Here is a 25355-nt window from a genome sequence, read left to right on the forward strand (position 1 = left end):
ACATCCCGCATCAATTGACGGCGGCCGTCACCACCACTTCGATCAGGTAGTCGGGGTTAGCCAGCTTGGCTTCCACGGTGGCGCGCGGCGGCGTATTGCCCTGCGGCACCCATGCGTCCCAGACTTCGTTCATCTCGCCGATGCGCGTGACGTCGGTCAGGAAGATCTGGCACATCAGGATGCGCGTCTTGTCGCTGCCGGCCTCGGCCAGCAGGCGGTCGATATGGCCAAGCACCTCGCGGGTCTGGCCGCGCAGGTCGGCCTTGGGATCCACCTCCGGCACCTGGCCGGCCAGGTAGACCACGCCATTGTGGACCGCGTATTCGGACAGGCGCTTGCCCACGTGGGCGCGCTTGAGGGTGTTGGTGCTCATATCAGGTTCTTCTCAACAGAAAACAGAAAATTTAGTTACGTACCCAGGAAGAATTCCCGGGCAATGGCAATCTGGGCCGGATCGACAAACGTCGGCGCATGGCCCACGTCGGCAATCTCCACGCTCGATACCTGCTTGCCGCGCGCCACCATCTCGGCCACGGTTTCTCGCAGCAGCAGGTCCGACTGGGCGCCGCGCACCACGAGCGTGGGGCCAGGCGCCGCCTCGAACAGGTGCCACAGCGCCAGTTCGCCGGCCTGCACCGCCTCGGGCGGCGTTTCCTTGAACGGCACGGCCAGGGCGGGATCATAGTGCAAGCCCCATTCCAGGCCCTCGTCACCCTGCACGGGCTTGAGGATGGCGCCGTTCAGCTCGCGCCACTGCTCCGGCGTATGGCGGCCGAACGATGCGCTGATCGTCTGCAGGTACGCCAGCCCTTCCTCGAACGTCTTGAAGCGCACGGGCAGGCCCAGGTAGGCGCCGATCCGCTCGATGGCCTGCAGCGTGATGCGCGGGCCCACGTCGTTGAGCAGCAGCTTGCGCACGGGCGACTTCGGCAGTCCGGCCAGGCCCATGCCGATCAGCCCGCCCATCGACGTGCCGAACCAGTCCACCTGCTCCACGTTCAGACGCGCGATCAGCGTGACCATGTCCGACCCATATTGGGGCAGCACATAGTGGCGCGGATCGGCCAGCCACTCCGACCGGCCGCGTCCCACCACGTCGGGGCATACCACGCGATATTCGTCGGACATGGCCTGGGCCAGTACATCGAAGTCGCGCCCGGTACGGGTCAGGCCGTGCACGCACATCAGCACGCGCGGGTTCAGCGGGTCGCCCCATTCGTGATACGCCATGCGGTGCAGGCCCGACGGGCTGATGCACTGGACGAATCCGAGGCGCGGACTGGAAGACATCTGTGGCTCCCCTGCTGATGCCGCCGCATCCCCTGCGGCGTGCGAGTGTTTCGGAAACTTCTGCCCGCGACGAAACGGCGGGCAAAACGTGGCGAAATACGCGTGACGAAATACGGCGCCAGGCCAAAGCCGGATTGTACGCCCTGCGAGTACAATGCCACAGCACATCCTGACACTCCCGACGGAGGCTTACATGCTCAAAGGCAAGACGGCACTGGTCACGGGCTCGACCAGCGGTATCGGACTCGGCATCGCGCAGGCACTGGCCGCGCAAGGCGCCAATATCATCGTCAACGGATTCGGTGATGCCGACGGCGCAAAGGCGGAAATCGCCCGCGCCGGCAGCGGCATCCAGGTGGGCTACCACGGCGCCGACATGAGCAAGTCCGCGGAGATCGAGGACATGATGCGCTACGCCGAAAAGGACTTCGGCGGCGTGGACATCCTGGTCAACAACGCGGGCATCCAGTTCGTGGCCAAGATCGAGGAATTCCCGGTGGACAAGTGGGACGCGATCATCGCCATCAACCTGACCTCGGCGTTCCACACCACCCGCTTGGCGCTGCCGTCGATGAAGGCGAAGAACTGGGGCCGCGTGATCAACGTCGCCTCCACCCATGGCCTGGTGGCCTCCGCTGAAAAGTCGGCCTACGTGGCGGCCAAGCATGGCATTGTCGGATTCACCAAGGTTACCGCGCTGGAAACCGCGCAGACCGGCGTCACCGCCAACGCGATCTGCCCGGGCTGGGTACTCACGCCGCTGGTGCAGAAGCAGGTGGAAGCGCGCGCGCAGCGCGAGGGCATTCCCGTCGAGCAGGCCAAACGTGAGCTGGTGCTGGAAAAGCAGCCGTCCGGGCAGTTCGTGACGCCGGAAGAGCTGGGCGCGCTGGCTGTATTCCTGTCCAGCGAGGCGGCCCGCCAGGTGCGCGGCGCTATCTGGAACATGGACGGCGGCTGGGTGGCGCAGTAAGGAGACCCGACCATGACTCAACGCTCACGGCGCCAGGCGCTGCGCACGCTGGGTGCGGGCACGCTGCTGGCGTCCCCGCTGCTTTTTCCGCTGACTGCCCTGGCGCAATCGCCCAAGCCGCTGAAGATCGACGTCTACAAGACCGCGACCTGCGGTTGCTGCGAAGACTGGATCAAGCATCTGCGCGCCAACGGTTTCACGGTCGCCACGCACGATGTGGAAGACACCGGCGCATATCGTACGAAGTACGGCATTCCCGAGCGCTTCGGCTCGTGTCATACCGGTGTCATCGAAGGCTATGGAATCGAGGGGCACGTGCCAGCTTCTGACATCAAGAAGCTCGTGGCATCGAAGCCCAAGGCGGCCGGACTGGCTGTGCCGGGTATGCCGGCGGGTTCGCCGGGCATGGAATACGGTCCGCGCAAAGACCCGTTCGACGTGCTGCTGGTGAAGTCCGACGGCGCGGCGTCGGTATTTTCCAGCTACAACAAGGTAAAGAGCTGACGAGCTGAAGGCCTGACGGCCTGGCTTCAGCGCCCTCTCCCGCCACGCGGGAGAGGGTGAACTACCCTAGGCAGTGCCTCAGATCAGTTCGGCTTCGGTCTTCGACTGAACTTCCTCGCGCGTCACGCCCGGCGCGGTTTCCACCAGCTTCAGACCCTGCGGGGTGATATCCATCACCGCCAGGTCGGTGATGATGCGGTTCACCACGCCCACGCCAGTCAGCGGCAGGTTGCATTCCTTCAGGATCTTCAGGTCCTCGGTGCCGTCCTTCTTCTTGGCGGTGTGTTCCATCAGCACCACCACGCGGCCCACGCCTGCCACCAGGTCCATCGCGCCGCCCATGCCCTTGACCATCTTGCCCGGGATCATCCAGTTGGCCAGGTCGCCGCGCTGGTTCACCTGCATGGCGCCCAGGATGGCCAGGTTGATCTTGCCGCCGCGAATCATCGCGAACGAATCAGCCGACGAGAAGATCGACGAGCCCGGCAGCGTCGTCACGGTCTGCTTGCCGGCATTGATCATGTCGGCGTCCACTTCTTCCTCGGTCGGGAACGGGCCGATGCCCAGCAGGCCGTTTTCCGACTGCAGCCACACTTCCATGCCCTGCGGCACATGGTTGGCCACCAGCGTCGGCAGGCCGATGCCCAGGTTTACATAGAAGCCGTCCTGCAGTTCGGCAGCCGCGCGGGCGGCCATCTCATCACGTGTCCATGCCATGATCTGTCTCCTTACTTGGCACGCACGGTGCGCTGTTCGATGCGTTTCTCGGGGTTGGTGTTCAGCACGATGCGGTGCACGAAGATGCCGGGCAGGTGCACGTCGTCCGGGTCGATCTCGCCGATCTCGACGATTTCTTCCACCTCAGCGATCGTGACCTTGCCGGACATGGCGCACACCGGGTTGAAGTTGCGCGCCGTGCGGCGGAACACCAGGTTGCCGGCCTTGTCGGCCTTCTGGGCCTTGACGATGGCCACGTCGGACACCAGCGATTGCTCCATCACGTAGGTTTCGCCGTTGAATTCGCGCGTTTCCTTGCCGTCGGCGACGATCGTGCCCACGCCGGTCTTGGTGAAGAACGCGGGAATGCCCGAGCCACCGGCGCGCAGCTTCTCGGCCAGCGTGCCCTGCGGCGTGAATTCGAGCTCGAGTTCGCCGGCCAGGTACTGGCGCTCGAACTCCTTGTTCTCGCCCACGTACGACGAGATCATCTTGCGGATCTGGCGCGTGGCCAGCAGCTGGCCCAGGCCAAAGCCGTCCACGCCGGCGTTGTTGGAGATGCAGGTGAGCTGCTTGGCGCCGCTGTCGCGCAGTGCCGCGATCAGCGCTTCGGGGATGCCGCACAGACCGAAACCGCCCACGGCGATCGTCTGGCCGTCGCGTACGACGCCCGCAAGCGCCTCGGCGGCGCTGGCGTAGACCTTGTTCATGTTCGCTCCTTCCTCGGTAGTCCCGCTCTTGTCGCGGCCAGTTGGCCACACGCGGAAATTGTAACGGTACAATCGGCGGTCAGGCGCCGCCGTCGACGCCCCAAAGGATACGTCAACGTACGCCGCAAACGCCATTACGTAAAAGTACATAAGGGATAATGCCGTCCATCGACTACCAGACCGCATTCCAGCTGGCTCCGGTCGGGCTGGTGCTCTCGCGCGCCCGCATGATCGAGGACTGCAACGACGAGGTCTGCCGCATCTTCGGCACCACGCGCGACGCGCTGATGGGCCAGTCGTTCCAGGTGCTCTACCCCACCGCCGACGAATTCGAGCGCACCGGCGCCCGCATCGTGCCGGTCATGAACACCAAGGGTCTGTACTCGGACGAACGGATCATGAAGCGCGCCAGCGGCGAGCTGTTCTGGTGCCATGTCACCGGCCGCGCGCTCGACCGCAAGGAGCCGCTGGGCGTGGGCATCTGGACCTTCGAGGATCTTTCTCAGAAACGGCCGGTTACGGCCGAACTGACCGCACGCGAGCGCGATATCGCCGCGCAGCTGGTGGAAGGCAAGACCAGCAAGCAGATCGGCAAGTTGCTGGCGATCAGCCCGCGCACCGTGGACATCTACCGGGCACGGCTGATGAAGAAATACGGCGCGCATACGGCCGTGGATCTGGTTCAGCGGCTGGTGAACCACTGAGGAAGGATTCTGTACGGGGTGCTCCCCTCTCCCGCGCAGCGGGAGAGGGGAGCAAAACCAAGGGGAAAGAATTCACCCCTCGATCAACTTCCGGATTTCCGCCGGCACCGGCACGCTCTTCTCCACCGCGTAGTCGCACCAAACGACCTTGGCACCACCCTCCGCCCAGACCACATCGGGCAGGTCGGTGCGGCGGATCTCGATTTTCGTCTCGAAGCTCGACCGCCCCAACTGCCCCGCGTACACCCGGCACTCGATGTCGCCGGGGTAGCGCAGCTGCTTCAGGAACGTCATGTGGGCGTTGATCAGTACGGGTCCCTGCCCGTTGGCATCCTTGCCGTTGCGGCCAATCGACTCGAACCATTCGATCCGCGCCTGCTCGAGGTAGCGAAAATAGACAGTGTTGTTGACATGGCCCATAGCGTCCATGTCACCCCACCGGATCGGCATGACGCTGGTGAAGACGTGCTTCATCAGCGCTTGCCGATCGACGCTTCGGCCTTGGTCACCAGGTCGGCGCCAATCTGCTTCTTCCACTTGTCGTAGACCTTGGCCGTGGCCTTCTTGAACGCATCGTGCTCGGCCGGGCTCAGCGTGGTGACCTTCACGCCGTGCTGCTCCATATCCTTCCAGGCCGGCGCGCCCGCTTCCACCAGGCCCTTGCGGGCCAGCGCGATTTCCTGCTTGCCGGCGTCGATGGCGGCCTGCTTCACGATCTCACGGTCAGCCGGCGTCCAGCTTTCCCAGATCTGCTTGTTGACCACGAAGATCAGCGGGTCGGCCACGTAGCCCCAGGTCGTCACGTACTTCTGGCCCACCGTGTACAGCTTGGCGGCGGCAAACACGCTTTGCGGGTTTTCCTGGCCGTCCACGGCGCCCGACGCCATGGCCGGCTGGGCGTCGGCCCAGCTCATCTGCGTCGGGTTGGCGCCCAGCGCGTTGAACGTCTCGATGTACAGCGGCGAACCCACCACGCGCAGCTTCATGCCCTTGAGGTCTTCGGGCTTGCGGATTTCGTGCTTGGAGTTCGACACTTCACGGAAGCCGTTCTCGCCCCAGGCCAGCGGCACCACGCCGGCCTTTTCCAGCGTGGCGAAGATCGACTTGCCGACCTCACCCTGCGTCAGCGAATCCAGCGCCTTGTAGTCGGGCATCAGGAACGGCAGCGAGAACAGGTTCAGTTCCTTGACCTGCGGCGACCAGTTGATGGTCGACCCCACTGCCATATCGATCACGCCCTGGCGAATGGCCGAGAACTCGCGCGTCTGGTCGCCGGCCACCAGCGACGTGCCCGGGTACAGCTTGATGTTGATACGGCCGCTGGTACGCTGGCGCACCAGATCCGCCCAGATCTCGCCGCCCTTGCCCCACGGGAATGCGGGGCCCAGCACCAGCGACATCTTGTACTCGGACTTGTAGGTCTGCGCCATGGCGGCCGGCGCCGTGAAGGCGGCAGCGGCGATCGAGGCGGCAACGGACAGCATCAGGGCACGACGTTTCATTCGGGAATCTCCTCGTTTCATCTTCTTGGTTGCACTCAAATCAATAGCCAAGGTAATCGGGCAGCCAGGTGGCCAGCGGCGGATAGGCCAGCACCATCAGCATGGCGATGAACATCGCCAGCAGCATCCAGATCACCCAGGGCACGGTTTCTTCCATGCGCACGCGGGCAATGCGGCACGACACCATCAGGTTCACGGCCAGCGGCGGCGTGAACTGGCCCAGCGCCACCTTCAGCGTCAGCACCACGCCGAACCACACCGGATTCCAGTGGAAGGCATTGGCAATGGGCAGCAGCAGCGGCACGAAGATCAGGAAGATCGAGATGCCGTCCAGGAACATGCCCACCGTCATCAGCAGCAGCACGATCAGCGCCAGCACGCCGTACTCGCCCAGCCCGGAATTCGCGATGGCATGGGCCAGCGGGTCGATCACGCCCAGCGTGGACAGCGCATAGGCAAAGATGCCGGCCAGCGCCACCACCAGCAGGATCACGGCCGACGTTTCCGCCGCTTCCTGGAAGATCGTGAACAGGTCGCGCATGCCGATGCTGCGGTAGATCACCATGCCGACGAACAGCCCGTAGACCACTGCCACCACGGCGGCCTCGGTCGGCGTGAACCAGCCCGCCCGCATGCCGCCCAGGATCAGGAACGGCGCCACCAGGCCCCAGGCGGCCTCGCGCAGGCTCTTCCAGAACGGCGGACGCGGCAGCCCGGCCTCGATATGTCCCATGTTGTGCTTGCGCGCCAGCCACACGGCCGGCACGATCAGCGCCACGCCGGCCAGGATGCCCGGAATCATGCCCGCCGCGAACAGCGCCGGCACCGATGCGCCCGGCACCAGCACGCTATAGATGATGAATGCCACCGACGGCGGAATCAGGATGTCAGTGGCCGCCGCGGCGCCCACCACCGCGGCGCTGTAGGAGCCCGGATAGCCCGCGCGCGACATCGCCGCGATCATCACGCCGCCCACGGCCGCCGCGTTGGCGGGGCCAGAGCCCGAGATACCGCCCAGGAACATCGCCACCAGGATGGCCACCAGCGGCAGCATGCCCGGACCACGTCCGACGATGGCGATGGCAAAAGTCACCAGCCGTTGCGCCACGCCGGACCGGTCGAAGATCGACCCCACCAGCACGAACATCGGAATGGCCAGCAGCGGATACTTGGCCAGGCCGGCATAGAAGTTCTGCGGCACGGCCAGCAGGCCGAACATCTGCGTATCGAGGTTAGACAGGCCGATGGCAACCAGCCCGCCAAGCCCCAGCGACACGCCGATCGGCACGCCCAGCAGCATCAGGCCGATGAACACCACGAAGAGAATGATGGCGACGAGAGTCATTGCGCGCGCCCTCCTTCCTGCTTCAGGGCACGCAAGGCGCGGACGTTGCGCAGCGCCAGTGCCAGCGCGCGCAGCGAGATGGCCACCGACAGCACCGGCAGCCAGACCGAATACCACCAGCTTGGCACGCCAATGCCCGGCGACGTTTCGCCGAACGCGTATTCATCCCAGGTAATGCGCACGCCGAGCACGGCCAGCGCCAGGAACATCACCGCCACGCCCAGGGCCGACAGGATGGCCAGCCGCCGCTGCCGCGTGGGGCTGCCACGCTCGAAGAAGTATTCGATGCGGATATTGCGATCGCGCGCCACGGCGGCGCTGCCGGCCACCAGCGCCAGCACGATCATCAGGAATACCGAGAACTCCTCGGTCCATGCGAACGATTCGTCGGTGAAATAGCGCACCACCACATTGGCGAACGTGATGGCCACCAGCAGCACCATGACGATCACGCCAATCCAGTCCTCGATACGCGGTGAGATGCGAAATTCGCTGTCGCGCGCCTCGTCGACGGCTTCGGGCACGATTGCCGAATCGACGACGTGCTGCGGCCCGGCGTCGCGCCGTGCCTGTTCTTCTTGAGCCATTATTGTCAAACCCCGGCCTCCGGTCCGGGTCGCTCCCGGCCGTGGGGCCCGGAGCGTTTCTCCTGTTGCTTATTCTTCTAGGCCCGTCCCCTCCCCGAAGGGTCAGCGGTCAGACCATGCCATCGTCGGCAGTGACCACCGCGCCATTTATAAAGCGCGATGCATCGGACGCCAGCAGCAGCAAGAGGCCATCGAGGTCTTCGGGTTGGCCCAGTCGCTTGCGGGGCAGCATCTGGATCAGCTTCTGCCCCGCGTCGGTATCCCAGTGGTGGTGGTTGATGTCGGTATCGATGTAGCCGGGGCAGATCGCGTTCGTGTTGATACCGTAACGCGCCCACTCGAGGGCCATCGCCTTGGTCATGTGGACCACGGCGGCCTTGCTCATGCAATAGACACCAATCTGCGACAGTACCTTGAGACCGGCCACCGACGCAATATTGACGATGCGCGCCTGCGGCAACGGATTGCCCTGCTTTTCGGCGCCCTTGGACCGCGCGATCATGCGCTTGGCCACTTCCTGGGCCACGAAGAACGCGCCACGCGTGTTGGTATCGAACACGAAATCGAAGTCGTCGGCGGTTACGTCGGTCAGCTTCTGCGTGGTGGACACGCCCGAATTGTTGACCAGGATATCGATGGAGCCGGCCTCGGTTTCCGCATGCGCCACGGCGGCGCGGATGCTGTCGGGGTCGGTCACGTCCAGGCGCACCACGTGGGCGCTGCCGCCATCCGCCTCGATCGACGCACGCAATTCCTTGAGCCGCTCCACCCGGCGCGAAGCCAGGATGACCTTGGCGCCGGCAGCCGCCAGCACATGTGCAAAGCGCGTACCCAGCCCGCTCGAGGCCCCGGTCACCAGCGCGACCTTGCCTTCCAGATTGATCGACAGACCCATAGTTACCTCGGTGTGAGAGAGCGACCGCGCCGGCCCGGCACGGCCCGCTGTTCCGCATCGCGGGCGCCTTCCAGGGCGCCTGCCGCTTTGCGGCCGCAGCTTAACAAAAAAAGAACGGTCGTTCCAAAAAATGTCTTGCCTGAGGGTGTCGAGTCCCGGACAATGCCGAAGATTCTAAGAACTTGGTCCCCAAAGGGAAAGAGGAAAAACGCCTAGATCGGCCCTGGTAATCCGCCAGCCGCCCGATCCCACGTGCATGCCGCGCCATGCCCGCACCGGGCTTTGCGCATGCCGCCCACCCCGGCCCCCGCCTCGTTCCACTCCTGGTCCCGGTTCCGCAGAGCCACGCATCACCGCATCCCACAAACCGCACGCCTGGAGAGGGCTGCACCCATGCGGCAGTATTGCCGCCCAGAAGAAACAGAGGGTTAGAGACAATGGATCAGCAACAGCTCGTCGAGCAGTTCGGCCCGCGTGAAGCCATGGAGTACGACGTCGTCATCGTCGGTGGCGGCCCCGCCGGCCTGGCCACGGCCATCCGCCTGAAGCAACTGGCTGCGGAAAAAGGCGGCGAGGTCAATGTCTGCGTGCTGGAAAAGGGCTCCGAACCCGGCGCGCATATCCTGTCGGGCGCCATCATGGACCCGCGCGCGCTGAACGAACTGATCCCTGACTGGAAGGAACTGGGCGCGCCGCTGAACCAGCCCGTCACCGAGGACAAGTTCCTGTTCCTGGACGAGTCGGGCTCCAAGGGCGCCCCGCTGCTGCCGGAATGCTTCCACAACGAAGGCAACTACATCGTCAGCCTGTCGAACTTCGTGCGCTGGCTGGGCCAGCAGGCCGAAAACCTGGGCGTGGAAATCTTCCCGGGCTTCCCGGCCGCCGAGGTGCTCTATAACGACGACGGCTCGGTCAAGGGTGTGGCCACCGGCAACATGGGTATCAACAAGGAAGGCGAGCCTACCGAGAACTTCCAGCTCGGCATGGAGCTGCACGCCAAGTACACGATCTTCGCCGAAGGCGCGCGTGGCCACCTGGGCAAGCAGATCATCGCCAATTTCAAGCTCGACGCCGGCAAGGATCCGCAGAGCTACGGTATCGGCCTGAAGGAACTGTGGGAAATCGACCCGGCCAAGCACAAGCCCGGCCTGGTGGTACACACCGCGGGCTGGCCGCTCGACCCGGCCACCTACGGCGGCTCGTTCCTCTATCACATGGAGGACAACAAGGTTGCCGTGGGCTTCGTGGTCGGTCTGGACTACACCAACCCGTGGCTGTCGCCGTTCGAGGAATTCCAGCGTTTCAAGACTCATCCGGAAATCCGCACGTACTTCGAAGGCGGCAAGCGCATTGGCTACGGCGCTCGCGCCATCACGGCCGGCGGCCTGCTGTCGCTGCCGAAGACGGTGTTCCCGGGCGGCGCGCTGGTCGGCTGCGATGCCGGCTACCTCAATGCCTCGCGCATCAAGGGCAGCCACGCTGCAATCAAGACCGGCATGATGGCCGCCGAGGCCGCCTACGACGCGCTGCAGGCTGGCCGTCAGCATGACGAACTGACCGCCTACCCGGCGGCGTTCGAACAGAGCTGGCTGCACAAGGAACTGCTGCAGGCAAAGAACTTCAAGCAATGGTTCAAGAAGGGTCGCACCACGGCCACGCTGATGACCGGCATCGAGCAATGGCTGCTGCCCAAGCTCGGCATCCGCAACCCGCCCTGGACCATCCACCGCACCAAGCCGGACCACGTCTACCTGAAGCCGGCCGCCGAGTGCGAGAAGATCGAGTACCCGAAGCCCGACGGCAAGCTGACGTTCGACCGCCTGTCGTCGGTGTTTATCAGCAACACGAACCACGAAGAGAACCAGCCCGCTCACCTGACGCTCAAGGATGCCAGCGTGCCGGTCAACATCAACTGGGAAAAGTTCGCCGGCCCCGAGTCGCGCTACTGCCCGGCTGGCGTCTACGAGTTCGTGCAGAACGATGATGGCAAGGAACGTCTGCAGATCAACGCGCAGAACTGCGTGCACTGCAAGACCTGCGACATCAAGGACCCGACGCAGAACATCGTGTGGGTCACGCCGGAAGGCGGCGGCGGCCCGAACTACGTGGGGATGTAAGCGCGGATGTACGCGCAAATGTAAGCGGAACACGGCGGTCTGTCCGCCATGTTCCGCTGCAGAAAAATGCCGGCCTTCGGGCCGGCATTTTTCATTGGTACGCCGCGCCTCAGGCATCGGCCCCGCGCGGCGCCTTGAAGACTTCCACCGCAGGCGCCGTGCCCTTGAACTTCTCCACTTCGGCCATCACGGTATGGCCGCAGTTGCCTTGCGCGAGCTTCGACGTGCCAAGCCCCGGCGTCAGCACGTTGACATCGCCGTAGCGGCACAGCGCACCCGGCTTGCCGCCTTCCGCCGGGTCGTACCAGGCGCCCTCGCAGATCCGGATGGCGCCGCGCCGGATATCGGCGGTCAGCCTGACACCCGCCAGGATCTGGCCCCGGTCATTGAACACGCGCACGATGTCGCCATCGGCAACGCCGCGCGCGCGGGCATCCTCGGGATGCATCAGGCACGGCTCCCGCCCCTGCACCGTATAGCCCTTGCGCAGCACCGTGCCGCATAGCTGCGAATGCAGACGATCCTTCGGGTGGCTGGTGACGATGTGCAGCGGATAGCGCGTCGATGGCCCGCCCAGGCGTTCCAGCGGCTCCATCCAGGTCGGATGCGGCGGGCAATCGTCGTACTTCATCCGCGCAATGTTCGCCGAGTAGATCTCGATGCGGCCTGACGCCGTACCCAGCGCGTTGAGCAGCGGATCGTCGCGGAACGACTTGTGGCGGATGAATTTCCGGGCCTCGTCGCTGATCGGGAATGCCAACGGCTTGTTGCTGTTCCAGAACACGTCGAACACCGGCATTTCCATGCGCTTGCCGCGCGCCTGTACGCGGCCGGCCTCGTAGAACGAGCGGATCCAGCCCATCTCGTCGCGTCCTTCGGTGAACGCCTTGCCGGTGCCCATCCGCTCGCAGATATCGGCAAAGATGTCGTAGTCGTTACGCGCCTCGAAGACCGGGTCCACCACCTTGCGCATGGCCAGGATATGGCTCATCGCGTAGTCGCCGATGCCCTCGATGTCGTTGCGCTCGTAGCTGGTCGTGCAAGGCAGCACGATGTCGGCATGGCGCGCCGTCGCGGTCCACTGGAAATCGTGGACGATGAACGTATCGAGCTTCTGCCACGCCTTCAGCATCCGGTTGCGGTCCTGGTGGTGCATGAACGGATTGCCACCCACCCAGTAGGCCAGCTTGATGTCCGGATACTTCGCGCGCCCGCCGTTGAAGTCGTACGGCTTGCCTGGATTCTCGAGCATCTCGACGATGCGCGAGACCGGGATAGTTTCCGTCCCGCCCGCCTCCAGCCACTCCGAGCCCGCCGGCGGCTTGGTGCCGCCGGTGATGCCCGCAGCACCGGGCCGGTCGCCGTGGGGCTGCCGCCATTGGCGTAGTGATAGGTAAAGCCATAACCACCGCCCGGCAAGCCGATCTGGCCCAGCATGGCCGCCAGCGTCACCAGCATCCAGTGCGACTGCTCGCCGTGATGCTGGCGCTGGATCGACCAGCCGGCCGCCAGCATCGTCCGGTTCGCCGCGAAGCGCCGGGCCAGGTCGCGAATGGTATCGGCCGGAATCTCGCAGATCGCCGACGCCCACGCGGCGTCCTTGGGTACCCCGTCGGACTTGCCCGTGAGATACGGCACAAAGCGGTCAAACCCGGCCGTGTAGCGCGCCAGGAACTTCGCGTCATGCAGGTTTTCCGTGTACAGCGTGTGGGCGATGCCCAGCATCATGGTCACATCGGTATGCGGACGCGGCGCGATCCATTCGGCGTTGAAGTACTCGCAGGTCTCGGTCCGCACCGGGTCGATGCAGATCACCTTGACACCCTTCTTCTTCAGCGCCTCCATGCCCGGATAGGCGCCGTGGTCCGGCACCTGCCAGCCAATCTGGTTGGTCACGACCGGGTCGGCGGCCCAGAACACCATCAGCTTGGTATGTTCCTCGAGCACGGGCCAGGCAGTGGGCTGCTCGTACACGTCGATCGACCCCACCACATAGGGCAGGATCACCTGCGCCGCGCCGGTGGAATAGTCGCCGCTACGGCTGACGAAACCACCGTTCACCGACATCGCCCGCGACAGCAGCGTCTGGCAGTTGTGCAGCTTGCCGGGGCTCTTCCAGCCATACGATCCCGCGAAGATCGCCGTCGGCCCATGCTTGCCGCGTACCCGTTGCAGTTCCTTGGCGACCAGGTCGAGCGCCCGTTCCCAGCTCACGCGCACGAAGTCGCCCTTGCCCCGTCCGGCGGTGTCGGCACCGGGCCCGTTTTCGAGCCACGCGCGCCTGACCATCGGATAGCGGATCCGCGTGGGCGAATAGATGGAGTCGATCACGCCGGGCAACTGGTGCGATGGCCGCGGGTCCCTTTCCCAGGGTCGAACCCCGGTCACCCGCCCCTTCTCCACGCGTGCATAGAACGCGCCCCAGTGAGACCCCGTCAGTACCTCGGCCGAACCTGCCGGCCCATTGACTGGCGTCTTGTCCGCCGCGCCGGCGGCCAGCAGACCCGAACTGGTGGCGCCCAGCGCGCCCGTGGCCAATGCGCCCTGGATGAAACGACGGCGGGACACGCTCAGGTCCCCGTTCTTGCTGTCATGCGGCATGGTGATTCCCTTCTTCGTGTGGATGGAGGGCCGGCGCGTGCTTCAGCAGCACGCCAAGCAGGCTGGCGATGGCGCCATGAAATCCCCCGGGATCATTGGAACGACACAGGTCGACGAGCGCCGGCACCCACCGGCCAAGACGTTCGCGCATCAGCGCGATGCCATCGGCATCGCCCCGGCGCAGCAGCACGGCATACAGCGCGAGTTCCACCGAGACGTGGTCCGCTGGCTCGCTGCTGCCGTCCACCGAGACGTCGAACCGCACGAGCAGTTCGTTCATCTCATCCACCGCATGGCCGAACAGCCGGGTGGCCGGCGCCGTGTCCGTGTTCGTGCTCGTTCCGGCATAGGCGCTTTCATACAGGGGGACCGCCGGCATCCCCATCACGCTGTCGAACAGGCGGGTCCACGCCACCGCGATGTCGAGGGCAAGCGCAGGCGCCGGCCCTGTCGACAATGCCTGGGACAAGCTGTCGATTTCCGCTGCGCAGTCGAATTCCTCGGCGATGGCATCGAACAGCAGCTCGCCTTGCGCCGAGCAGAGCTGTTCGATCGTCGACTCGCTAGCCGGCGCCTCGATCAACCCGGCGATCAGTTCGATGACCGCCGCGCAGGTCTGCCGCTGCGACCGGGCAATTTCAGCGGCGGTGCTCATTTGTGTCCGCCGCCTTGCGTAGCCGGCCCGACGTCCTTGGAATGGTCCTGCAGCCAGGACAGCATCAGCCGGTACTCGGCGTCATCGAGCGACGTGTACCGCTTCATCGCGCCTAGCGTGCCAATCCACTGGTTCGCCAGGTACTCCTCGGAATGCGGCAAGGCATGGCAACTCGCACACGACTGCCGGTAGGTCTCGTCGCTATGCTTCCAGAGCTGCATCAGGTCGGCCGACAGCCCGGCAGTCGGCAGGATCCAGACCGCAAGGCTGCCCTGGTGCCAGTCCTGGCCGGTCTCCTCGTCGCGCTCGGTCTTCTCGCGGTTCACCTTGGCGATGGCCTCGGGTGACAGCACGGCCTGCATGATCCGCTGCCCCTTGAGCGCGTACATCGCGCTTTCCGAACCGTCCTGCTGCCAGCCATCCACACGCACCTGCATCCGCCCTGCTTCGCGCTTGAGCACCGCCAGCCGCGTGCACCCAGCAGCTTGCCGTCCTCGCCAGTGCCGTTGGCCTCCAGCGTGAACGGCGTGGGCGACACCACGTACAGCACGTCCTGCTTGCCCAGCATATCGGGCGATGCCGCCAGCGAGGCCAGCCGCGACGGCCCGGCATGCGCCTGGCCGGCCGCCAGCATTACCACTTCCTCGGTACGGTTCGGCCTTGGCGCACCGGCATTGGGCGCTTCCACCCCCGGCAGCGACTTCAGGTAGACCGCCATGGCCAGCCGGTCAGACTCCGACAACCGCGCGGTGTTGACGACCACTTCCTTCATGTCGCCACCGGCCTTGATGCCGATCGGATTGACGCCCTCCTCCAGATAGCGCGCGATGTCGTTGACCGACCAGTAGCCGATGCCGGTCTCGTCCTGCGAGATATTGGGGATATGGCCTGTGCCTTCCGGATTCGGCCCGCCCGAGAAACGCTTGGCAAAGGGCACGGCGCCCATCGCGTTGCGCGGCGAATGGCATTCCACGCAATGCGCGGAGCCTTCCACGAGGTAGCGCCCACGGTTCCACTGCGCGGTCTGCGTGAGGTCTTCCGGCAACGGCTTGCCGTCCAGGAACGCCAGCCGCCACAGCCCGACGCCGCGGCGCATCGAGAACGGAAACTTCAGGTCGTGATCGGGCACCTTGCCGGCCACCGGCGGCAACGACTGGATGTACGCGAACAGGTCGCGCAGGTCGTTGGCCGTCATGCGCTGGTATGACGTGTACGGGAATGCGGGATAGGCGTTGCCCTTGCCGGGAATCACGCCTTCGCGCATCGCCATGATGAACTGCTCGACCGTGTAGCCGCCGATGCCATCCATGGGATGCGAGGAGATGTTCGGCATGTGGAATTCGCCGAACGCGGTGTCGAGCGATCGACCGCCGCCGAGCAGGGTCTCGTCGCCCTTGCCCACCGACGCGTGGCACGTCGCGCAGTCGCCGGCGATGAACTGCGTGCGGCCATTCACCAGGTCTGGCACACCAGCGTCGGGCAGGTCGCGCGGACCGTTGAGCAGGCGCCAGGTGCTTGGCGCCGTCAGCACCAGGAACAGCGCAAGCCCGACCAGCGCAATCAAGCCAACAATGAGCAGGGACCTACTTTTTCTCGTTGCCATGCGGTTACCTCGTTGAGCACTCCGTGGGGGTGCCCATAACCGTATGCCTTCGAGGGGTATTACCGCTTGATGCGCCGCAATGCCGACATCACTTGGCGCAGTTTGGTACAAATGCTGGCGCAAAAAAGGCGTCCATGGACGCCCCATGTGCCAGTCAGCGCCGCATTCAGACCGGCATGCAGGTGGTGGCCAGCAACTGCTCGTAGATGAAGCACTGCAGCAGTGTCAGTTCGCGTTCGCCCAGCGCGTCGAATGCCACGCCGAACGCCGGAAATTCGTCATCGTCCTGCGACGGCGCGCTGCGCACGGTGGCATCGATCGTGACTTCCGCGTCGAGCGCGCCGGTGCGCAGCAGAAAGCGCAGGCTGACCTTCTGCCCCACGGCCGGTGCCGGCGACGACGTTTGCACGAGCGCCCCGCCGGTGCTGAGATCGGACAGCAGGCCCAGCCGCGCCAGACCTTCGCGCATGCGCTCGTCGGGGCTGGCCTCGGCGGCGTCCGGCCCGCCCACGGCTTCGGCGTTATCGGCCGTTTCGATCAGGTAGGCCGCCAGCCGCGTGGGCACGCGTGCCGCGCGACGCACTGGCATCTGCTCGGTCTGCGCCGGCGCCGACAGCACCAGATAGCGGAACGGGCTGCGGCAAACGGCGGTCACCGTCGACGTGAAGCTGTGGATGGCATGGCCGGAGAAGCCGCGCAGCAGCAGCGACTCGCCCGCCACCACGTTCATCTCGCGCCCGCCCAGCGTCGGCCACGTCACGAACAGCCCCTGTTCGATAAAGCCGATCAGCCGGCTTGCCGCCGCGCGCGACTGCTCGCCCGGCGTCTTCACATGCAGCAAGGTGCCAACCTGCAGCCCCAGTGGCCCGCTGCTTAGGCGCGAGGCGCCCTGGACATCGGGCTCGTTGCCGGCCTCGGGCATGTCGTCAGGACGGCAGACCATGCCGTGGCGGAACACCAGCTCCAGGTCGCGCGCGTCTGGAATGATGCTGCCGCTGCCGAGCATCAGGTTGCCCTGGCCATCCAGCAGCGACCAGGGCAGCGGCTGCCCGACGGGCAGGTCTTGGGGAGTGAGCGGAATCATGGCCTGGAGGCACTCCATGCAGTGCGTGGGCACGACTCGCGTGCCACGCGGTAAATCGTGATGGACGGCTGCGCTGCCACCACCGACAACGCAGACACCAATCCTGTTGCGTCAGCTATCGACCAATGTGACAGAACCTTGACCCCACCTTCGTGGCGGGGCCGCTACGAAACTGTCATTGTGCAGCCGACGCCATTCCGCCACTGCTGTGGCTAACGCCGCTTGACGGCAGTCAAGCAACCCTGCAGAATCGGCCGTCACAACAAAGCTGTCAGACAGCCTGACAGACTTACCTCAAATCAAACTGGCCTCGATGGACCGCCTGCCCCGCCCCGCCTCCCTCGCCAACCGCATCGCCCAGACCCTGCGCGACGATATCGCCGCCGGCCGTTTCGCGGCGGGTGCACGCCTGCCGGCCGAGGCCGCGCTGGCCGAAACGTTCGGCGTCAGCCGGCCCATCGTGCGCGAGGCCATCGCGCTGCTCAAGGCCGACGGCGTGCTGGTGACCCGCAAGGGCTCGGGCGCCTATGTCTCGGAGACGCCGGGCGGCCAGGTCTGGCGCGTGGCCAGCGCCCCCGACGGCGGGCCTACGCTGGCCCAGCTTTTCGAATTGCGGCGCGTGGTGGAAACGGCGTGCGCGGCGATGGCGGCGCTGCGCCGCACCGAGGCCGACCTGGACGGCATCCGGCAGGCGCTGGCGGCCATGGCGCGCCACGCCGACGACTTTCCGAGCGCGGCGGCGGCCGATATCGCGTTCCACCATGCCATTGCCCAGGCCACGCACAACCCGTGCTTCACCGGCCTGACCGATTTCGTGAGCCAGCAACTGCTGGCGGCGCGCCAGCGCGCGTGGGAAAACAGCGCCCGGCTGCACGCCGCCGACGGCGCGCCCCGCGCGGCCGACGCCGAGCATGCCGCGCTGGTGGACGCCATCGCCCGCGGCGATGCCGACGCCGCGAACGCCGCTGCCACCGCCCACCTGGGCGCCGCGGCGCGGCGCATGGGCCTGGACTGAACACCGCAACAGACAACAGACATCAGCAAGACAGCCCGAACAGCAAGGAGACAGACGAATGGAACAAGTGGATTGCGTCGTGATCGGCGCCGGCGTGGTGGGACTGGCCGTGGCGCGCGCCCTGGCGCAGCAAGGCCGCGAGGTCATCATCCTCGAAGCCGAGAACGCATTTGGCACGATCACCAGCGCGCGCAACAGCGAGGTGATCCATGCCGGCATCTACTATCCGGCCGGATCGCTGAAGGCCGAGCTGTGCGTACGCGGCAAGGGCATGCTCTACGACTACTGCGCGTCGCATCACGTCACGCACCAGCGTTGCGGCAAGCTGATCGTGGCCACGAGCGAGGCCCAGGTGGCCACGCTGGCCGGCATCCGCGCCAAGGCCGAGGCCAACGGCGTGCATGACATGCAGATGCTGACGCGTGACCAGGCGCGCGCGCTGGAGCCGCAACTCGAATGCCATGCGGCGCTGCTCTCGCCGTCCACCGGCATCATCGACAGCCACGGCCTGATGACGGCCCTGCTGGGCGATGCGGAACAGGCCGGCGCGATGCTGGCAGTGCAGTCGCCGGTCCTGTCGGGCGCCGTGACGCCGGACGGCATCCGGCTCGACGTGGGCGGTGCCGACGGCGCCACCACGCTGCTGGCCCGCACGGTCGTCAATTCGGCGGGGCTGACCGCGCCGGATCTGGCGCGCCGCATCGGCGGTATCCCCGCCGCGCATATTCCGCCGCAGTACTACGCCAAGGGCTGCTATTTCACGCTGGCCGGCCGCGCGTCGTTCTCGCGCCTGATCTACCCGGTGCCCGAGGCGGCCGGGCTGGGCGTGCACCTGACGCTGGACCTGGGCGGCCAGGCGCGCTTTGGCCCCAACGTGCGCTGGATCGACGAGATCGAGTACAGCGTGCCGCCGCACGATGCCGACAGTTTCTATGACGAGGTGCGCCGTTACTGGCCGGGCCTGGCCGATGGCGCGCTGCAGCCCGGCTACGCGGGCATCCGGCCGAAGATCAGCGGCCCCGGCGAGACGGCCGCCGACTTCCGCATCGATGGTCCGCAAGACCACGGTGTGCCGGGGCTGGTCAACCTGTTCGGGATTGAATCGCCGGGCCTGACGTCGTCGCTGGCGATTGCGGAGAAGGTGGCGGCGCTTTTGGCCACACCGGCGGCCTAAGCCTGCGGCGTGGGGTCGGTGGATTCGGCGGCGTCGTTGCGGAAGCTCAGCGCGGCGCAGACCGCGCCGATGCTCGCGGCCAGCGCGGCAAGCCCGAACGTGTGCATCGGCGCCAGCGTCTTCCAGGTCCATCCCATGGCCAGCCCGCCCAGCGTGCCGCCCAGCCCGTAGGAAATGCCGGTGTACAGCGCCTGCCCCCTGCCCTGCAGCGGCCCGGCAAACCAGCGCTGCAGGCGCTTGAGGCTGGCGCTGTGATGCGCGCCGAACGTGGCCGCGTGCAGAATCTGCACCAGCGCCATCAGCCAGACGTACTGGGCAAAGTAGCCGGTCACGCCAAAGCGCAGCGCCGCCAGCACGAAGGTGCCGGCCAGGATCGTGCGCAACGCCAGCGCGCCGAACAGCTTGCCCTGGTAGAAGAAGAACACGATCTCGGCCACCACGCCGATCGTCCACATCACGCCGATGGCGATCTTGCTATAGCCCAGTTGCGCGAGGAATAGCGAATAGAACACGTAGAGCGCGGCGTGGGCGAACATCATCAGGAACGCCGACGCCAGGAACCACGCTACGTCGGGGCGTCGCAGCAGCGGCAGCGCGGGCGGCGGCTTCACGCGCGGGCCCTCGCCCTCCGCGTCGCGCATGCCAAACACCACCACGGCAAACAGCGCCAGCATGACACTGGCCAGCCACGGAAACGCGGACATGCCGAAGTGCTCGAACAGCGCGCCGCCCATCAGCACGGCGGCGATGAAGCCCACTGATCCGAACATGCGCACGCGGCCGTAGCGATGGTCGAACGCGCCGTGGCGCCGTAGTGTGGAGATGGTCAGGGCATCGCCCAGCGGCGACATGGCGCTGGTGATCAGGTTCAGCCCGATCATCATCGCCATCATGCCGCCATAGCTGTGGATGCCGGGCACGGCCAGGAACGCCAGTAACGCGGTAACAGCCGCCAGCCGCAGCAGCTTGACCCGCGTATGCATGACGTCGGACAGCCAGCCCCACAGATACGGGCCGACGATGCGGCTCAACTGGAAGCAGGCCATCAGCACGCCGATCTGCACCGGCGAGAAGCCACGGTCGGCGAAGAACAGGCTGACGTACGGCGAAATTACGCCGACGTAGCCGTAGTAGCCGAGATAGAAAAGTCCGAAACGGAGATAGGTTCCCGGGTCGATCGACCCGGGCTTGTAGGTCGCGGTGCTCAGGGCGTGTCCTGGACCGGGATATGCGCCGGAATGCGCGGCGTATCGACGCGCACATCGCCGCACTGGGCGCGATGACGCAGGGCATGGTCCATCAGCACAAGGGCCAGCATGGCCTCGGCAATCGGCGTGGCGCGAATGCCCACGCACGGATCGTGACGGCCGAAGGTCTCGACGTTGGCCGAGTTGCCCGCCTTGTCGATCGACTCGCGCGCGGTGCGGATGCTCGACGTCGGCTTGATCGCCAGCGACACGGTCACGTCCTGCCCCGTCGAAATACCGCCCAGCACGCCGCCCGAGTTATTGGTGCGGAAGCCGTCCGGCGTCAGTTCGTCGCCATGCACCGTGCCGCGCTGCGCCACGCTGTCGAAGCCTGCGCCAATCTCTACGCCCTTGACCGCGTTGATGCCCATCATCGCGTGTGCGATATCGGCATCGAGCTTGTCGAACAGCGGCTCGCCCAGGCCCACCGGCACGCCGCTGGCCACCACCTCGATGCGTGCGCCGACGGAATCGCCATCTTTGCGCAGCGAGTCCATATAGGTTTCGAGTTCCGGCACGATGTCGGCGTTGGCGGCGAAGAACGGGTTCTCCGGCACGTGCTTCCAGTCCGTGAACGGCACCTCAATTTCACCGAGTTGCGACATATAGCCACGGATCTCGGTGCCGTACTGCTCGCGCAGCCATTTCTTGGCGACGGCTGCCGCCGCCACCACCGGCGCGGTCAGTCGCGCCGACGAACGGCCGCCGCCGCGATAGTCACGGATGCCGTACTTGTGCCAGTAGGTGTAGTCGGCGTGGCCGGGACGGAAGGTCTCGACGATATTGCCGTAGTCCTTGCTGCGCTGGTCCGTGTTGCGGATCAGCAGGCAGATCGGGGTGCCCGTGGTCTTGCCCTCGAACACGCCGGACAGGATTTCCACCTGGTCCGGCTCCTGGCGCTGCGTCACGTGACGCGACGTGCCGGGCCGGCGGCGATCGAGGTCGATCTGGATGTCGGCCTCGGTCAGCGACATCCCCGGCGGGCAGCCATCCACTACCGCGCCGATGGCGGGTCCGTGCGATTCGCCGAACGTAGTGACTGTGAAAAGCAGGCCGAGGGTATTGCCAGACATGATGTAGACCGCACAGGATTGGGGACGGCCTACATTGTACGGCCATTAGGCATCGACGGCCGCCTCCGCACGGGGCGCCGCGCCGAATTCGGGCCCAAACACCCCTTCGCCGACGAAGTCGGGATAGAACTCGGCCCGCATGCGCGCCAGGTAGCGTTGCAGATTGGCGTGGGATTCGGCGGCGGCGCGGATCGGCGTCTCGAACACCGGCGACTGCAGGCTGACGGCGAACGCAAACAACGTGGCGTCGGCGCCGCATGGCCGGTCGCCCATCAGGTACGGCTTGTCGCCGAGCATGTCGGCGATGGCCTTGACGCCCTGCACCGCCATGGCGGTCATGTCCTCCACGCTATGCCGGCCCAGGCCCTGCGACCATAGCATCTGGCGTACCTTGCGCTTGACCAGCGCCTTCACAACTCCGCGCAGCGGCGCCGGCACCATGTTGAAGAACAGCGCCGGCCCGCGCTCGAAGTTGTCGCCCTCCAGCCAGCGCACACGCGCCACGGCCCAGTAGAGATTGTCTTCGAGCAGTTTTTCGACCGCCCAGGCCGCGCCGCGCTCGGCTGGCGTCAGGCCCTCGTCAAAGTCGATGTGATACGTCTTTTCGATATGCCAGCGGATCAGCGTGGAGTCGGCCACCAGCCGACCCATGTCGTCCAGGTACGGCAGCTTGCCCTTGGGCGCCCGGCGCAGGTTGCCGCGCCGGGTCTGGTACGGCAGCCCGGACAGCTTCAGCAGCATCTCGGCCTTGATGACGAAGGGGCTGGCGTCGGGCAGGCCGAACGCGGGGCCAAACGTGAACAGCGTGAGCATCGTTATTTCCAGTCGCCGCGCAGGGCAAGCACCATCTGTTGCAGGCTCTCGGGCGTGGCCGCTTCCGGGGGTACCGGCTCGCCCACCACCAGTTCGAGCTTGCTCAGGAGACCGCGCCGGAACGGCCGGCTCATCGCCGGTGCGCCCTTGCGCGAGAAGAAGCTGCCCCACAGGCCGCGCAGCGCCATCGGCACCACCGGCACCGGCGTGCGGCCGATGATCTGCGTCACCCCGCTCTTGAACGGATTGATGTCGCCGGTCGCCGTGATCTTGCCCTCGGGGAAGATGCAGACCAGTTCGCCATCTTCCAGCGCGGCGGCCACGGCATCGTAGGCGCTCGCCAGCAGGTCGGGGTTCTCCCACGCCGGGGCGATCGGAATCGCCTTGGCCTGGCGGAAGAACCACGACAGTCCCGGTACCTTGAAGATATTGTGATCCATCACGAAGCGCACCGGGCGCGGGCTGGCAGCCATCAGCACCACGGCATCGGCAAAGCTCACGTGGTTGCAGACCAGCACGGCGGCGCCCTGCTCCGGAATCCGCTCGGCATTGATGCGGCGCAGGCGGTAGATCGTATGCACGAGCAGCCAGGCGATGAAGCGCAGCAGGAACTCGGGCACCAGCGTATAGATATAGATGGCCACCACGGCGTTGAGCAGCCCCACCACCAGGAACAGCTGCGGGATCGTGTAGCCGGCCTGGGTCATGAACACGCCCAGCAGCGAGGCGCCGATCATGAAGAAGCTGTTCAGGATATTGTTGGCGGCGATGATGCGCGCCCGGTGCGTGGGCGCGCAGCGGCTCTGGATCAGCGCATAGAGCGGCACGCTGTAGAAGCCGCCGAACATGGCCACGCAGAACAGGTCCACCAGCACCCGCCAGTGACCCGACTGCGCCAGGAAGCCGCCCACGCCGCTCAGCGTGGCGCCCGTCGCATGGCCGTGCGTGGCGAAATACAGGTCGACCGCGAACACCGTCATGCCGATCGAGCCGAACGGCACGAGCCCGATTTCCACGTGGCGCCCGGACAGCCGCTCGCACAGCAGCGACCCCGTGCCGATGCCGATCGAGAACACGGCCAGCAGCAGCGTCACCACGTTCTGGTCGCCGCCCAGCACATCCTTGGCAAAGCTGAAGAACGACGTCAGGAACGTGGCGCCCAGGAACCACAGCCACGAAATGCCCAGCAGGCTCAGGAAGACCACCCGGCTCTCGCGCGCCAGCATCAGGTTGCGCCAGGTCTCGGTGAACGGATTCCAGTTGATGCGCAGGTCGGGCTGCGGCGCCGGCGACAGCGGCACGCCCTGGGATACCATCCGCCCGGCCAGCGCGATCACCACGCAGGCAATGCCCACGTACAGCGGCCCCACCACCACGCCGTCGGCGCCGGTCAGCCCGGCCAGTTCGCCGCCCAGCAGCGTGCCCAGCAGGATGGCGACGAACGTGCCCATCTCCACCAGCCCGTTGCCGCCCACCAGCTCCGTCTGGTCCAGGTGCTGCGGCAGGTAGGCGAACTTCACCGGCCCGAACAGCGTCGAGTGCAGCCCCATCAGGAACGTGCCCGTATAGAGCAGCGGCGCGCTGTGCAGGTAGAAGCCGGCCAGACCCAGCGCCATGATGCCGATCTCGATCGACTTGACCAGCCGGATCAGCCGCGACTTCTCGATCTTGTCGGCGATCTGCCCGCTCGTGGCCGAAAACAGCACGAACGGCGCGATGAAGATGGCGGAAATCAGGAAGGCCGCGCTATGCGGATCCACGCCGTCGAACAGTGCGGCGTGGTAGGTGACCAGCGAGGTGAAGGCGACCTTGAAGACGTTGTCGTTCATGGCCCCCAGGAACTGCGTCCAGAAAAACGGGGCGAAACGGCGCACGCCGAGCAGGCGAAACTGGCTTTGTTGGCTCATCGATGGCAAACGGGCGGTGGACCCCGGTGACCCGCCGGGGCATCAGTTCGCCGCCATCATGCCAGCAGCCGGCGGCCCCGGCTACGGGAAAACTCTCAAAAAAGGGAGGGAATGGCCGACCCCGATTGACAGGCGCCGGGCGCCCGCCGCGGCCGGCGAGCGTCTCAGCCGGCGCGGCCTTCGCTCTCTTCAGGCCGCTCTTCGGGCCAGTCGCGGATGTACGCCTTGAGCATCTTGTTCTCGAAGCTCTGCTCTTCCACCACGGCCTTGGCCACGTCGTAGAACGAGATCACGCCCATCAGCGTGCGTTTTTCCAGCACCGGCAGGTAGCGGGTGTGGCGCTCCAGCATCATGCGGCGCACTTCGTTGACGTCGGTCTCGGGGGTGCAGGTCAGCGGCGCGTCGTCCATGACCTTGCGGATGCTGAACGTGCCCAGCGTGCCGTTGTTGGCGGCCAGCACCTCGATGATCTCGCGGAACGTCAGCATGCCCACCAGGTCGCCGTACTCCATGACCACCAGCGATCCGATGTCGTGTTCGGCCATGGCCTGGATGGCCTGCTGCAGCGGCGTATCCGGCGTGACGGTGAAGAGCGTGTTGCCCTTGATCTGCAGGATGTCGCTGACTTTCATATTGGTGTCTCCGGTGCTGCCTTATGTGACGCGGGGTCTGTGGCGTATGTCGATGGCCGATGCTAGCCCAAACCGCCGTCTCAAGTAAAGCGAGGACGGCTTCCAGCCGCCTTCCCGCGGCGTTCCGGCGGCCTTTTGGCGCCCCTCCGGCGGCCTGCCAGACGGGCGCGCGGCGGGGAAATTCCCGGTGTCCGGCCCATGGCCCGTGAT

The 25355-nt window shown here is 65.9% G+C and carries 26 protein-coding genes; 6 read left to right on the forward strand and 20 right to left on the reverse strand.

What is annotated here, in order from left to right; translation table 11 throughout:
- Positions 1 to 10 precede the first annotated feature (10 nt).
- Both MFF62_RS01045 and MFF62_RS01050 read right to left on the reverse strand, forming a co-directional pair.
- Positions 11 to 373, reverse strand: coding sequence for a RidA family protein (locus MFF62_RS01045; protein WP_238259074.1), 363 nt, complete (start codon positions 371 to 373; stop codon positions 11 to 13).
- A gap of 35 nt (positions 374 to 408) precedes the next feature.
- Positions 409 to 1290, reverse strand: coding sequence for an alpha/beta fold hydrolase (locus MFF62_RS01050; protein WP_238259075.1), 882 nt, complete (start codon positions 1288 to 1290; stop codon positions 409 to 411).
- Positions 1291 to 1483: 193 nt separating this feature from the next.
- Here MFF62_RS01050 and MFF62_RS01055 point away from each other — a divergent pair, with 193 nt between their 5' ends.
- Positions 1484 to 2260: a 3-hydroxybutyrate dehydrogenase gene (locus tag MFF62_RS01055; protein ID WP_238259076.1), complete on the forward strand. Its 777-nt coding sequence runs from the start codon at positions 1484 to 1486 to the stop codon at positions 2258 to 2260.
- A gap of 12 nt (positions 2261 to 2272) precedes the next feature.
- A complete protein-coding gene (locus tag MFF62_RS01060) occupies positions 2273 to 2764 on the forward strand; it encodes a DUF411 domain-containing protein (RefSeq protein ID WP_238259077.1) in 492 nt (163 codons plus the stop codon).
- 78 nt (positions 2765 to 2842) lie between these two features.
- Here the strand turns inward: MFF62_RS01060 and MFF62_RS01065 are convergent, their stop codons facing one another.
- Both MFF62_RS01065 and MFF62_RS01070 read right to left on the reverse strand, forming a co-directional pair.
- Positions 2843 to 3481 carry a CoA transferase subunit B gene (locus tag MFF62_RS01065; protein WP_238259078.1) on the reverse strand — a complete coding sequence of 213 codons (639 nt, stop codon included), beginning with the start codon at positions 3479 to 3481 and terminating at the stop codon, positions 2843 to 2845.
- An 11-nt stretch (positions 3482 to 3492) separates the two neighbouring features.
- On the reverse strand, positions 3493 to 4191 hold the full coding sequence (locus MFF62_RS01070) for a CoA transferase subunit A (protein ID WP_238259079.1): 699 nt from the start codon (positions 4189 to 4191) through the stop codon (positions 3493 to 3495).
- 158 nt (positions 4192 to 4349) lie between these two features.
- Here MFF62_RS01070 and MFF62_RS01075 point away from each other — a divergent pair, with 158 nt between their 5' ends.
- Complete coding sequence (locus MFF62_RS01075; protein WP_238259080.1) at positions 4350 to 4895, forward strand: PAS and helix-turn-helix domain-containing protein; 546 nt, start codon at positions 4350 to 4352, stop codon at positions 4893 to 4895.
- A 72-nt stretch (positions 4896 to 4967) separates the two neighbouring features.
- On the opposite strand, the gene MFF62_RS01080 is transcribed toward MFF62_RS01075, so the two are convergent.
- The 5 genes from MFF62_RS01080 to MFF62_RS01100 form a co-directional block, all read right to left on the reverse strand.
- Positions 4968 to 5369 carry an acyl-CoA thioesterase gene (locus tag MFF62_RS01080; protein WP_238259081.1) on the reverse strand — a complete coding sequence of 134 codons (402 nt, stop codon included), beginning with the start codon at positions 5367 to 5369 and terminating at the stop codon, positions 4968 to 4970.
- Positions 5369 to 6397 carry a DctP family TRAP transporter solute-binding subunit gene (locus tag MFF62_RS01085; RefSeq protein ID WP_238259082.1) on the reverse strand — a complete coding sequence of 343 codons (1029 nt, stop codon included), beginning with the start codon at positions 6395 to 6397 and terminating at the stop codon, positions 5369 to 5371. Before MFF62_RS01085 ends, MFF62_RS01080 begins: the two co-directional genes overlap by 1 nt.
- Positions 6398 to 6437: 40 nt before the next feature.
- Positions 6438 to 7742 (reverse strand): TRAP transporter large permease, encoded by a 1305-nt coding sequence (locus MFF62_RS01090; RefSeq protein WP_238259083.1) that lies wholly within the window; start codon positions 7740 to 7742, stop codon positions 6438 to 6440.
- Positions 7739 to 8329: a TRAP transporter small permease gene (locus MFF62_RS01095; protein ID WP_238259084.1), complete on the reverse strand. Its 591-nt coding sequence runs from the start codon at positions 8327 to 8329 to the stop codon at positions 7739 to 7741. Before MFF62_RS01095 ends, MFF62_RS01090 begins: the two co-directional genes overlap by 4 nt.
- Positions 8330 to 8438: 109 nt before the next feature.
- On the reverse strand, positions 8439 to 9224 hold the full coding sequence (locus tag MFF62_RS01100) for an SDR family oxidoreductase (RefSeq protein WP_238259085.1): 786 nt from the start codon (positions 9222 to 9224) through the stop codon (positions 8439 to 8441).
- 437 nt (positions 9225 to 9661) lie between these two features.
- On the opposite strand from MFF62_RS01100, the gene MFF62_RS01105 reads away from it, so the two are divergent.
- Complete coding sequence (locus MFF62_RS01105) at positions 9662 to 11341, forward strand: electron transfer flavoprotein-ubiquinone oxidoreductase (protein ID WP_238259086.1); 1680 nt, start codon at positions 9662 to 9664, stop codon at positions 11339 to 11341.
- Positions 11342 to 11450: 109 nt separating this feature from the next.
- On the opposite strand, the gene MFF62_RS30740 is transcribed toward MFF62_RS01105, so the two are convergent.
- From MFF62_RS30740 to MFF62_RS01130, 6 genes are all read right to left on the reverse strand, one after another.
- Complete coding sequence (locus MFF62_RS30740; RefSeq protein ID WP_283205305.1) at positions 11451 to 12497, reverse strand: molybdopterin dinucleotide binding domain-containing protein; 1047 nt, start codon at positions 12495 to 12497, stop codon at positions 11451 to 11453.
- Complete coding sequence (locus MFF62_RS01115) at positions 12467 to 13942, reverse strand: molybdopterin-dependent oxidoreductase (protein ID WP_283205297.1); 1476 nt, start codon at positions 13940 to 13942, stop codon at positions 12467 to 12469. The genes MFF62_RS30740 and MFF62_RS01115 overlap by 31 nt, the downstream gene beginning before the upstream one ends.
- The gene (locus MFF62_RS01120) at positions 13932 to 14597 is read right to left on the reverse strand and encodes a TorD/DmsD family molecular chaperone (RefSeq protein ID WP_238259087.1); all 666 of its coding nucleotides are present in this window, start codon (positions 14595 to 14597) and stop codon (positions 13932 to 13934) included. Before MFF62_RS01120 ends, MFF62_RS01115 begins: the two co-directional genes overlap by 11 nt.
- Entirely contained in the window at positions 14594 to 14986 is a 393-nt protein-coding gene (locus tag MFF62_RS30830) for a hypothetical protein (protein ID WP_309295873.1), read from the reverse strand. The genes MFF62_RS01120 and MFF62_RS30830 overlap by 4 nt, the downstream gene beginning before the upstream one ends.
- Positions 14920 to 16200: a cytochrome c gene (locus MFF62_RS01125; RefSeq protein WP_309295874.1), complete on the reverse strand. Its 1281-nt coding sequence runs from the start codon at positions 16198 to 16200 to the stop codon at positions 14920 to 14922. Before MFF62_RS01125 ends, MFF62_RS30830 begins: the two co-directional genes overlap by 67 nt.
- Positions 16201 to 16366: 166 nt before the next feature.
- Positions 16367 to 17284, reverse strand: a complete 918-nt coding sequence (locus MFF62_RS01130) for a flagellar brake protein (RefSeq protein WP_238259088.1) — start codon at positions 17282 to 17284, stop codon at positions 16367 to 16369.
- A 313-nt stretch (positions 17285 to 17597) separates the two neighbouring features.
- Between MFF62_RS01130 and MFF62_RS01135 the strand changes: the two genes are divergently transcribed.
- Positions 17598 to 18299 carry a FadR/GntR family transcriptional regulator gene (locus MFF62_RS01135; RefSeq protein ID WP_238259089.1) on the forward strand — a complete coding sequence of 234 codons (702 nt, stop codon included), beginning with the start codon at positions 17598 to 17600 and terminating at the stop codon, positions 18297 to 18299.
- Positions 18229 to 19473 carry an NAD(P)/FAD-dependent oxidoreductase gene (locus tag MFF62_RS01140; RefSeq protein WP_404990531.1) on the forward strand — a complete coding sequence of 415 codons (1245 nt, stop codon included), beginning with the start codon at positions 18229 to 18231 and terminating at the stop codon, positions 19471 to 19473. Before MFF62_RS01135 ends, MFF62_RS01140 begins: the two co-directional genes overlap by 71 nt.
- Here the strand turns inward: MFF62_RS01140 and MFF62_RS01145 are convergent.
- The 5 genes from MFF62_RS01145 to MFF62_RS01165 form a co-directional block, all read right to left on the reverse strand.
- A complete protein-coding gene (locus tag MFF62_RS01145) occupies positions 19470 to 20744 on the reverse strand; it encodes an MFS transporter (protein WP_238259091.1) in 1275 nt (424 codons plus the stop codon). The two genes, MFF62_RS01140 and MFF62_RS01145, sit on opposite strands and share 4 nt — an antisense overlap.
- Positions 20678 to 21793: a chorismate synthase gene (gene aroC / locus MFF62_RS01150; RefSeq protein WP_238259092.1), complete on the reverse strand. Its 1116-nt coding sequence runs from the start codon at positions 21791 to 21793 to the stop codon at positions 20678 to 20680. Before aroC ends, MFF62_RS01145 begins: the two co-directional genes overlap by 67 nt.
- 45 nt (positions 21794 to 21838) lie before the next feature.
- The gene (locus MFF62_RS01155; RefSeq protein ID WP_238259093.1) at positions 21839 to 22606 is read right to left on the reverse strand and encodes a glutathione S-transferase family protein; all 768 of its coding nucleotides are present in this window, start codon (positions 22604 to 22606) and stop codon (positions 21839 to 21841) included.
- A gap of 2 nt (positions 22607 to 22608) precedes the next feature.
- Positions 22609 to 24513: an MFS transporter gene (locus tag MFF62_RS01160; protein ID WP_238259094.1), complete on the reverse strand. Its 1905-nt coding sequence runs from the start codon at positions 24511 to 24513 to the stop codon at positions 22609 to 22611.
- Between the two features lie 164 nt (positions 24514 to 24677).
- Positions 24678 to 25145, reverse strand: coding sequence for a CBS domain-containing protein (locus MFF62_RS01165; RefSeq protein ID WP_238259095.1), 468 nt, complete (start codon positions 25143 to 25145; stop codon positions 24678 to 24680).
- Positions 25146 to 25355 lie beyond the last annotated feature (210 nt).

Origin of the sequence: Cupriavidus pauculus, assembly GCF_022179805.1 — a bacterium.
Classification (GTDB): Bacteria; Pseudomonadota; Gammaproteobacteria; order Burkholderiales; family Burkholderiaceae; genus Cupriavidus; species Cupriavidus pauculus_E.

What these genes read in the sequence shown, in the direction of transcription:
- MFF62_RS01045 (WP_238259074.1), bottom strand. Translation starts at nt 373, where the DNA reads ATGAGCACCAACACCCTCAAGCGCGCCCACGTGGGCAAGCGCCTGTCC.
- MFF62_RS01050 (WP_238259075.1), bottom strand. Translation starts at nt 1,290, where the DNA reads ATGTCTTCCAGTCCGCGCCTCGGATTCGTCCAGTGCATCAGCCCGTCG.
- MFF62_RS01055 (WP_238259076.1), top strand. Translation starts at nt 1,484, where the DNA reads ATGCTCAAAGGCAAGACGGCACTGGTCACGGGCTCGACCAGCGGTATC.
- MFF62_RS01060 (WP_238259077.1), top strand. Translation starts at nt 2,273, where the DNA reads ATGACTCAACGCTCACGGCGCCAGGCGCTGCGCACGCTGGGTGCGGGC.
- MFF62_RS01065 (WP_238259078.1), bottom strand. Translation starts at nt 3,481, where the DNA reads ATGGCATGGACACGTGATGAGATGGCCGCCCGCGCGGCTGCCGAACTG.
- MFF62_RS01070 (WP_238259079.1), bottom strand. Translation starts at nt 4,191, where the DNA reads ATGAACAAGGTCTACGCCAGCGCCGCCGAGGCGCTTGCGGGCGTCGTA.
- MFF62_RS01075 (WP_238259080.1), top strand. Translation starts at nt 4,350, where the DNA reads ATGCCGTCCATCGACTACCAGACCGCATTCCAGCTGGCTCCGGTCGGG.
- MFF62_RS01080 (WP_238259081.1), bottom strand. Translation starts at nt 5,369, where the DNA reads ATGAAGCACGTCTTCACCAGCGTCATGCCGATCCGGTGGGGTGACATG.
- MFF62_RS01085 (WP_238259082.1), bottom strand. Translation starts at nt 6,397, where the DNA reads ATGAAACGTCGTGCCCTGATGCTGTCCGTTGCCGCCTCGATCGCCGCT.
- MFF62_RS01090 (WP_238259083.1), bottom strand. Translation starts at nt 7,742, where the DNA reads ATGACTCTCGTCGCCATCATTCTCTTCGTGGTGTTCATCGGCCTGATG.
- MFF62_RS01095 (WP_238259084.1), bottom strand. Translation starts at nt 8,329, where the DNA reads ATGGCTCAAGAAGAACAGGCACGGCGCGACGCCGGGCCGCAGCACGTC.
- MFF62_RS01100 (WP_238259085.1), bottom strand. Translation starts at nt 9,224, where the DNA reads ATGGGTCTGTCGATCAATCTGGAAGGCAAGGTCGCGCTGGTGACCGGG.
- MFF62_RS01105 (WP_238259086.1), top strand. Translation starts at nt 9,662, where the DNA reads ATGGATCAGCAACAGCTCGTCGAGCAGTTCGGCCCGCGTGAAGCCATG.
- MFF62_RS30740 (WP_283205305.1), bottom strand. Translation starts at nt 12,497, where the DNA reads ATGCACCACCAGGACCGCAACCGGATGCTGAAGGCGTGGCAGAAGCTC.
- MFF62_RS01115 (WP_283205297.1), bottom strand. Translation starts at nt 13,942, where the DNA reads ATGCCGCATGACAGCAAGAACGGGGACCTGAGCGTGTCCCGCCGTCGT.
- MFF62_RS01120 (WP_238259087.1), bottom strand. Translation starts at nt 14,597, where the DNA reads ATGAGCACCGCCGCTGAAATTGCCCGGTCGCAGCGGCAGACCTGCGCG.
- MFF62_RS30830 (WP_309295873.1), bottom strand. Translation starts at nt 14,986, where the DNA reads ATGTACGCGCTCAAGGGGCAGCGGATCATGCAGGCCGTGCTGTCACCC.
- MFF62_RS01125 (WP_309295874.1), bottom strand. Translation starts at nt 16,200, where the DNA reads ATGGCAACGAGAAAAAGTAGGTCCCTGCTCATTGTTGGCTTGATTGCG.
- MFF62_RS01130 (WP_238259088.1), bottom strand. Translation starts at nt 17,284, where the DNA reads ATGATTCCGCTCACTCCCCAAGACCTGCCCGTCGGGCAGCCGCTGCCC.
- MFF62_RS01135 (WP_238259089.1), top strand. Translation starts at nt 17,598, where the DNA reads ATGGACCGCCTGCCCCGCCCCGCCTCCCTCGCCAACCGCATCGCCCAG.
- MFF62_RS01140 (WP_404990531.1), top strand. Translation starts at nt 18,229, where the DNA reads ATGCCGACGCCGCGAACGCCGCTGCCACCGCCCACCTGGGCGCCGCGG.
- aroC (WP_238259092.1), bottom strand. Translation starts at nt 21,793, where the DNA reads ATGTCTGGCAATACCCTCGGCCTGCTTTTCACAGTCACTACGTTCGGC.
- MFF62_RS01155 (WP_238259093.1), bottom strand. Translation starts at nt 22,606, where the DNA reads ATGCTCACGCTGTTCACGTTTGGCCCCGCGTTCGGCCTGCCCGACGCC.
- MFF62_RS01160 (WP_238259094.1), bottom strand. Translation starts at nt 24,513, where the DNA reads ATGAGCCAACAAAGCCAGTTTCGCCTGCTCGGCGTGCGCCGTTTCGCC.
- MFF62_RS01165 (WP_238259095.1), bottom strand. Translation starts at nt 25,145, where the DNA reads ATGAAAGTCAGCGACATCCTGCAGATCAAGGGCAACACGCTCTTCACC.